We start from the raw sequence: 6,169 nt of genomic DNA on the forward strand, positions 1-6,169 counted from the left end.
TGAATGTTAACGCTGGCCATGAAAGAACCTCAAAAGCCCGCATTATACATCAGATTCAACTAATTAGAGGCATCACCCGAAAGCGGTATCGTCTACCCGCACCTGCAAATTCAGGTGCCGGGATTGGAACCCTGAGGAATGTTACAGGCGACATACGACGCGCCCCGCGTCTTTTTTTATGTCGTGCGCTCGGCTATACCTCAATGGTGGGCTGGGCGGGGGCACCGTAAGGTGCGCCGGTTGCCTGTAACGCCGGTAGTTCCAACCCCGTTCAGTCCACCACCATGAGATTGGAACCTCTGGTGGTGGGTTTTAAACCCGTTACAGGAGGCTGCAGCTATGGCTGCTCCCCCAATCCAAACACATCCATTACTTGCTGTTCCCTTTAATGCCGCCACGGATTTCACTGTACTGGCCGACCACTGCGAAAACTTCGCCGAAACTCTGATTGAAAGCAACGATCCCACACTCAAAATGGCGCTCTGCGGCAGACTCAACGCCTGTCTGACGCTGTTGCAGCCCACGCTGTTAGAACCCGTTCCTCCCCATCTTATTGAAAGCCTGACCGTTGACACCCTCCCTGCAAATTCCCCCCGTTTCGAGCCTGAATGCACAGAGCTTTGTCGCTACCGTCTCTCCCTGACGCAGATGCTGGCAGGGCAAGGCTTTTACTCTGAAATGGAGAAACACCTTAGCTGCCTGCTGTATGAACTGATCAACTATTTCGCTGCGGAAATGAAAGCGCCGCGCTGGCTCCGCACTGCCGATGGCGTGAAGTTTATCGACGAGGTGGCCGCATGATGCGACAGGACTGGCATTCTGCCGACATTATTGCGGCGCTGAAAAAGCGGGGAATGTCGCTGGCGGCGGTTTCCCGTCATGCCGGGCTGGCGTCCTCCACGCTGGCTAATGCGCTTACCCGCCACTGGCCCAAAGGCGAAAGATTGATTGCTGAAGCGTTAGATGTTGCGCCTGAGGACATCTGGCCATCGCGCGACCGTAAATCAGAATATCGATAAGGTGAACAGTTCCTCCCGATCTTCTGCCTGCCCTTGCGGGTGGGAGATCGAGGGAACGCCAGTGACGCGCGGCAACTCAGCATCAAATCAACGGGAAATATTTTTCAGGCAAAAACAGTTTCCTCTTTCTGCGCCAGTTACATTCGTATAATTTCCCCCATGCAACGAATGGCCCTCCGGGCTGCCCTTACGCTTCACGACCTGCAAGAAGCGGCCTGATTTCAGGCTGGTCGTCCCGTTACCGACAATACCTTTGTAAATGTCGGACTGCGTTGCAGTTAAGGTCACTCTTCACACTGCGTTAATACCTGAACTGGTTTTTCGGTACAGGTCGTAAAACGGTGAATGTCTTGCATGTTATTCACTGAAATACCCGAATGCGTCTTCATCTTTGAAGTAATGACGCATGAATCCCTCATCCCATCACTTCATAATCCGCTTTATAGCTTTACATCTATATAGCATTTAACCTATATTTATTAGGGGGTCCCATGTGGACAATTAAAACAACGGATACGTTTGATCGCTGGTTTGCCTCGCTCAGCGATACCGACAGGGTCAGCATGCTTGCAGCACTGCTGGTCCTGCGGGAAAAGGGACCAGGTTTGTCCAGACCTTATGCCGATACGGTCAGAGGTTCCCGCTACAGCAACATGAAAGAGCTACGTATTCAGAGTCGGGGCGAGCCGATACGGGCGTTTTTCGCTTTTGATCCGACCCGTACCGGCATTGTGCTTTGTGCCGGAAATAAGGTCGGCAATGAAAAACGTTTTTACGATGAGATGCTCCCTGTTGCTGACAGGGAATTCACGAACTGGCTGAACACATTAAAAGAGAAGGAGTAACGCGATGGGCAGAACGCTGGAACAGCTTATTGCGGATGAAAAACCTGAAGTCGTGGCCGAAGCTCAGGCGATGGCGACGGACATACTGCTCAACATTCACCTTGCCGAACTGCGTGAGAAAGTACAGAAAACGCAGGTGGAGATGGCACAGGCGCTGGGCATCAGGCAACCTACCGTTGCAGGAATGGAAAAACCAGGGCGCGATCTGAAGCTTTCCACTCTCAAACGCTACGTTGAAGCGACTGGCGGCAAGCTACGTCTTGATGTTGAACTGCCGGATGGTTCTCACTACGGATTTGTACTGTAAACACTGGCGCTCCCTGAACCGGAGCGTCAATTCCTTCATGACGGGCAGTGGTCTGCATTGCCGAAGGCTTTGCTGCCGCGTGACCGTAAAACTGCACCAGACGAAAAATTTTCAGATGCTGCACCAGTACCAGTGAGTCACTTTAACCGCAAAGTCGCGAGAAAGTGACGCACGCAGTCCTTTCGACTTGCACCAGATAACTCAACTGCGCCAGCTCATGGCTGGATTCTGACACTGCCTTTTCAGGCCATTTAACCCATAAGGAGAACATGAACCGATACCGAGGAGGATCTGGACGATCCGGGGGATAACCCGCGCAAGCGGGCGGTTGCTCAGAGAGCACAACCGAAGCCCCACCACACCTCAACGGCTGCCGCCCCAGCGCTCGGGTATCGTTCGCAGCCCCAACAAAAAACAAGGGCTATTGGCCTGTGCGCCGGGGAACACCAGTTCCAGATGGCCGGAAATCTCTTGTATCTGCTTCAGAATAGCAATTGCCTGTCGGGAAAGCGGCACAATGTGCGGAGTACGCATTTTTGCGCCACGGCCAGAGAAACGAACTTTCTCAATCGTTTCCCGTGTGGCGGGAATGGTCCAGATTTTGTGTCTGAAATCAATCTCGCTCCAGCGGGCGAAGCGCTGCTCACAGGAGCGAATAAACAGATGGAGTGTCAGCACCACCGCCAGCCTTGTAAGCTGCCGTCCCTGCTGATAATCACCAATGCGCTCAAACAATTCGGGTAACCGCTCCAGCGGCAGGGCGGGATAGTGATTTTAAACCGGCGGCGCGGTGACGCCTTCCAGATGCAGCGCCGGATTGTTTTCAGTCAGCCCCTGCTGAACGGCGTAACGCATGATGTTGCAGAGTTGCTGCCGGGTTCGGGACGCGACTTCAAGAAAGCCTTTGTCCTCGATAACTTTCAGCAACGCCGTGAAATGCTGTGTTTTTAACAACGTGACGGGCAGATGACCAATCGCCGGAAAGATATGATTTTCATGCTGGCAAGGATGCGCTCTGCATAGTCAGCCGACCACTTTTTGTTGGTTTTGTGCCATGCCACCGCAACGGCCTCAAAGCATTTTTCCGGTGAAGCGGCGGCTTTTTCGGCAACACGTTGTTGCGCTGGGTTAATATTCTGCGCCAGTAGTTTACGGATACCGTCGCGCTGTTGACGGGGGTCAGTAAGCGAGACCTGCGGATAGGCACCTAATGCTATACGGGATTCTTTTCGGTTGAAGCGATATTTGAGATACCAGAGGCGTGAATCGCCCGGATTGACAAGCAGATACAGACCTTGAGAGTCGGTCAGTTTAAAGGGTTTATCAGAAGGCTTGATAGTGCGGATTTTCGCGTCGGAAAGGGACATATGGTGGTCATTCCATTATCGAACTGAAATGACCCCAAATCAGACCACCAATTTCGCCGGATGCGGAGGGAAAACCAGATATGCATCGGGAAGGATTTTCACGCTAACTTATTGAAACCTAATTGAATAGGAATTTATAAGCACGCCTGAAAGCAGGAATTTGGCTCCTCTGACTGGACTCGAACCAGTGACATACGGATTAACAGTCCGCCGTTCTACCGACTGAACTACAGAGGAATCGTGTGAACGGGGCGCATATTAACGATGACGCCGGACGCTGTAAAGCCTGTTTTTAATAAAATGAATCGTTTGCCGAATTATTCCTCACTTTGCGCAAAAAATGGCGTTTATCCGGCAAACGGATCAGGTATCCGGCGTTGAGGCCTTCACCCGCGGGTACTTCCACAGCCAGCGACCGCTCACCATGCGGAAGTAAAACAGCGCGCCGCGCACTGCCCAGTCGAGCACCATCCCTAACCAGACGCCGATCACGCCCATCCCCAGCACGATACCCAGCGTATAGCCCGCCACCACCCGGCAGCCCCACATGCCGAGCATCGACACCCACATGGTATAACGTACGTCACGGGCGCCTTTGAAGGCGCAGGGTAAAGTCCACGACAGCGACCAGATCGGCATAAACAGGGCGTTGAGCCACAGCAGCTGCTTCACCACCTCTTTTACGTCTTCTTCATGGGTATAGAACGAGGCGATAAAGCCCGCGAACGGGGCGCTGCCCCAGGCAATCAGCGTCAGAATAATGGTCGACAGCCAGAACACATGCCAGGCCTGGAATTCCGCCTGGCCAATCTGCCCTTTCCCCAGCCGCTTGCCGGTAATGATCGTCGAGGCGGAGCCGAGGGCGTTGCCCGGCAGGTTAATCAGCGAGGCCACCGAAAAAGCAATGAAATTGCCGGCGATAACGTTGGTGCCCATCCCGGCGACAAACATCTGGGTCAGCAGCTTACCGCCATTGAACAGAACCGATTCGATACTGGCCGGGATGCCGATCCCCATCACCTCCCAGATAATGGCGAAGTTAAAGGGTTTGAAGTAGCCCTTCAGCGACAGCCGCAGCGCGGGATTGAGGCCCACCATCAGCACCCAGATAGTGGCGATGGCGCCAATATAGCGGGCAATGGTCAGTCCGAGACCGGCGCCGACAAAGCCCAGCCCCGGCCAGGAGAAGAGGCCATAGATGAGCACGCTGCTGATTAGGATATTGAGGATGTTCATCCCGCCGTTGATCAACAGCGGGATTTTGGTGGTCCCGGCTCCGCGCAGCGCCCCGCTGCCGATTAGCGCAATCGCCGCCGCCGGATAGCTCAGCACCGTCAGCTCGAGATAGGTCAGCGCCAGGTCCTTCACCTGCGGGGTGGCATCGCCGGCGACAAAATTAATAATCTCCTGACCAAAAGCGTGGATCACTCCCGCCAGCACAATAGAAAACAGGGTCATAATGGCCAGCGACTGGCGCGCGGCCGCTCTCGCCCGCCGCCGATCTCGCTTACCGAGGCTAAAGGCCACCACCACCGTGGTACCCAGATCGATAGCGGCAAAAAACGACATGATCACCATGTTAAAGCTATCGGCCAGGCCCACCCCGGCCATGGCCTCTTTGCCCAGCCAGCTGACAAGGAAGGTGCTCAACACCCCCATCAACAGCACACAGGCATTTTCCAGCAGAATGGGCACAGCGAGAGGGCTGATTTCGCGCCAGTACAGCACACGATAACGCTGACGTTTTTTAAACCAGGATGTCCGTTCGACGGCCTGGCGTACGGCGGAGGTGACGTTCAAGAGAGACCTTAGTGAGAGATGTTGAAACAACATTTCAAATGATGATCGAGAAATGGATATCCTGCAAAGTATTTTTCCGTAATCATTGTCGGAAATGACAACAAATTGTTGATGGAAGCGGCAGTTGCACCTGAACGGGCGAATTGATGTTTGACAAAAGATTTTTCGCCGCTAAGATACGACTCCACACGATTCCTCTGTAGTTCAGTCGGTAGAACGGCGGACTGTTAATCCGTATGTCACTGGTTCGAGTCCAGTCAGAGGAGCCATTTTAAAGGAAGCAGACGTTCACTAACGTCTGCTTTCTGCATTTCTATCAATTGGTTATCCCTCTTCAGTCGTTCACCCTCGTTCACTAAAAACCACTCGAAGCCATATCATTTTGATGGTAAAAATGCTGGTAATGCTGGTTCGATTTGCCTTTTACCAACAATCGAGGGGATTTTTTCATGTCACTGACTGATATTAAAGCAAAAAATGCCAAACCCCTTGAGAAGGAATACAAGCTGACCGATGGCTTTGGCATGTTCCTTCGCGTTACCCCGAAGGGTTCCAAATACTGGCAAATGGCTTACCGCTTCGAAGGGAAGCAAAAACTCTTTTCTATTGGTGTTTACCCTGCTGTTTCTCTTTCTGATGCAAGACAACGTCGTGATGAGGCCAGAAGGCTTCTTGCTCAGGGCATTGACCCTAATGCAAAGAAACAGGCAGAGGTTAAAGAGCTAAAAGCTAAACGTGATAAAACACGCTCTTTCAGGCTTTGTTGAATAAATCGAACTTTTGCTGAGTTGAAGGATCAGATCACGCATCTTCCCGACAACGCAGACCGTT

General features: G+C 52.7%; 5 protein-coding genes, 2 tRNA genes and 3 pseudogenes. 6 read left to right on the top strand and 4 right to left on the bottom strand.

Going from position 1 to position 6,169, the window contains the following annotated elements:
* Positions 1-339 precede the first annotated feature (339 nt).
* From L2I46_RS28370 to L2I46_RS28385, 4 genes are all read left to right on the top strand, one after another.
* Positions 340-801 carry a hypothetical protein gene (locus tag L2I46_RS28370; RefSeq protein ID WP_236948406.1) on the top strand — a complete coding sequence of 154 codons (462 nt, stop codon included), beginning with the start codon at positions 340-342 and terminating at the stop codon, positions 799-801.
* On the top strand, positions 798-1,019 hold the full coding sequence (locus tag L2I46_RS28375; RefSeq protein ID WP_236948407.1) for a helix-turn-helix domain-containing protein: 222 nt from the start codon (positions 798-800) through the stop codon (positions 1,017-1,019). The genes L2I46_RS28370 and L2I46_RS28375 overlap by 4 nt, the downstream gene beginning before the upstream one ends.
* 491 nt (positions 1,020-1,510) lie before the next feature.
* Complete coding sequence (locus L2I46_RS28380; RefSeq protein ID WP_023290313.1) at positions 1,511-1,864, top strand: type II toxin-antitoxin system RelE/ParE family toxin; 354 nt, start codon at positions 1,511-1,513, stop codon at positions 1,862-1,864.
* Positions 1,865-1,868: 4 nt separating this feature from the next.
* Positions 1,869-2,171 carry a helix-turn-helix domain-containing protein gene (locus tag L2I46_RS28385; RefSeq protein WP_000533827.1) on the top strand — a complete coding sequence of 101 codons (303 nt, stop codon included), beginning with the start codon at positions 1,869-1,871 and terminating at the stop codon, positions 2,169-2,171.
* A gap of 435 nt (positions 2,172-2,606) precedes the next feature.
* Here the strand turns inward: L2I46_RS28385 and L2I46_RS28390 are convergent.
* The 4 genes and pseudogenes from L2I46_RS28390 to L2I46_RS29850 form a co-directional block, all read right to left on the bottom strand.
* A pseudogene (locus tag L2I46_RS28390) lies at positions 2,607-3,538 on the bottom strand (tyrosine-type recombinase/integrase); the annotation flags it as partial.
* A 161-nt stretch (positions 3,539-3,699) separates the two neighbouring features.
* Positions 3,700-3,775: transfer RNA gene (locus L2I46_RS28395), tRNA-Asn, on the bottom strand.
* Positions 3,776-3,901: 126 nt separating this feature from the next.
* On the bottom strand, positions 3,902-5,338 hold the full coding sequence (locus tag L2I46_RS28400; RefSeq protein WP_023290315.1) for an EmmdR/YeeO family multidrug/toxin efflux MATE transporter: 1,437 nt from the start codon (positions 5,336-5,338) through the stop codon (positions 3,902-3,904).
* An 83-nt stretch (positions 5,339-5,421) separates the two neighbouring features.
* A pseudogene (locus L2I46_RS29850) lies at positions 5,422-5,526 on the bottom strand (DUF5951 family protein); the annotation flags it as partial.
* Between the two features lie 5 nt (positions 5,527-5,531).
* Here L2I46_RS29850 and L2I46_RS28405 point away from each other — a divergent pair.
* Positions 5,532-5,607: transfer RNA gene (locus tag L2I46_RS28405), tRNA-Asn, on the top strand.
* A 180-nt stretch (positions 5,608-5,787) separates the two neighbouring features.
* Positions 5,788-6,096 (top strand): annotated as a pseudogene (locus L2I46_RS28410) (Arm DNA-binding domain-containing protein); the annotation flags it as partial.
* Between the last annotated feature and the right edge of the window lie 73 nt (positions 6,097-6,169).

It is taken from the genome of Klebsiella sp. 2019SCSN059 (assembly GCF_021739525.1).
In the GTDB taxonomy this organism is placed as follows: Bacteria; Pseudomonadota; Gammaproteobacteria; order Enterobacterales; family Enterobacteriaceae; genus Klebsiella; species Klebsiella quasipneumoniae.

Coding starts and splice junctions, on each gene's coding strand:
- L2I46_RS28370 (WP_236948406.1), top strand. CDS start 340: ATGGCTGCTCCCCCAATCCAAACACATCCATTACTTGCTGTTCCCTTT.
- L2I46_RS28375 (WP_236948407.1), top strand. CDS start 798: ATGATGCGACAGGACTGGCATTCTGCCGACATTATTGCGGCGCTGAAA.
- L2I46_RS28380 (WP_023290313.1), top strand. CDS start 1,511: ATGTGGACAATTAAAACAACGGATACGTTTGATCGCTGGTTTGCCTCG.
- L2I46_RS28385 (WP_000533827.1), top strand. CDS start 1,869: ATGGGCAGAACGCTGGAACAGCTTATTGCGGATGAAAAACCTGAAGTC.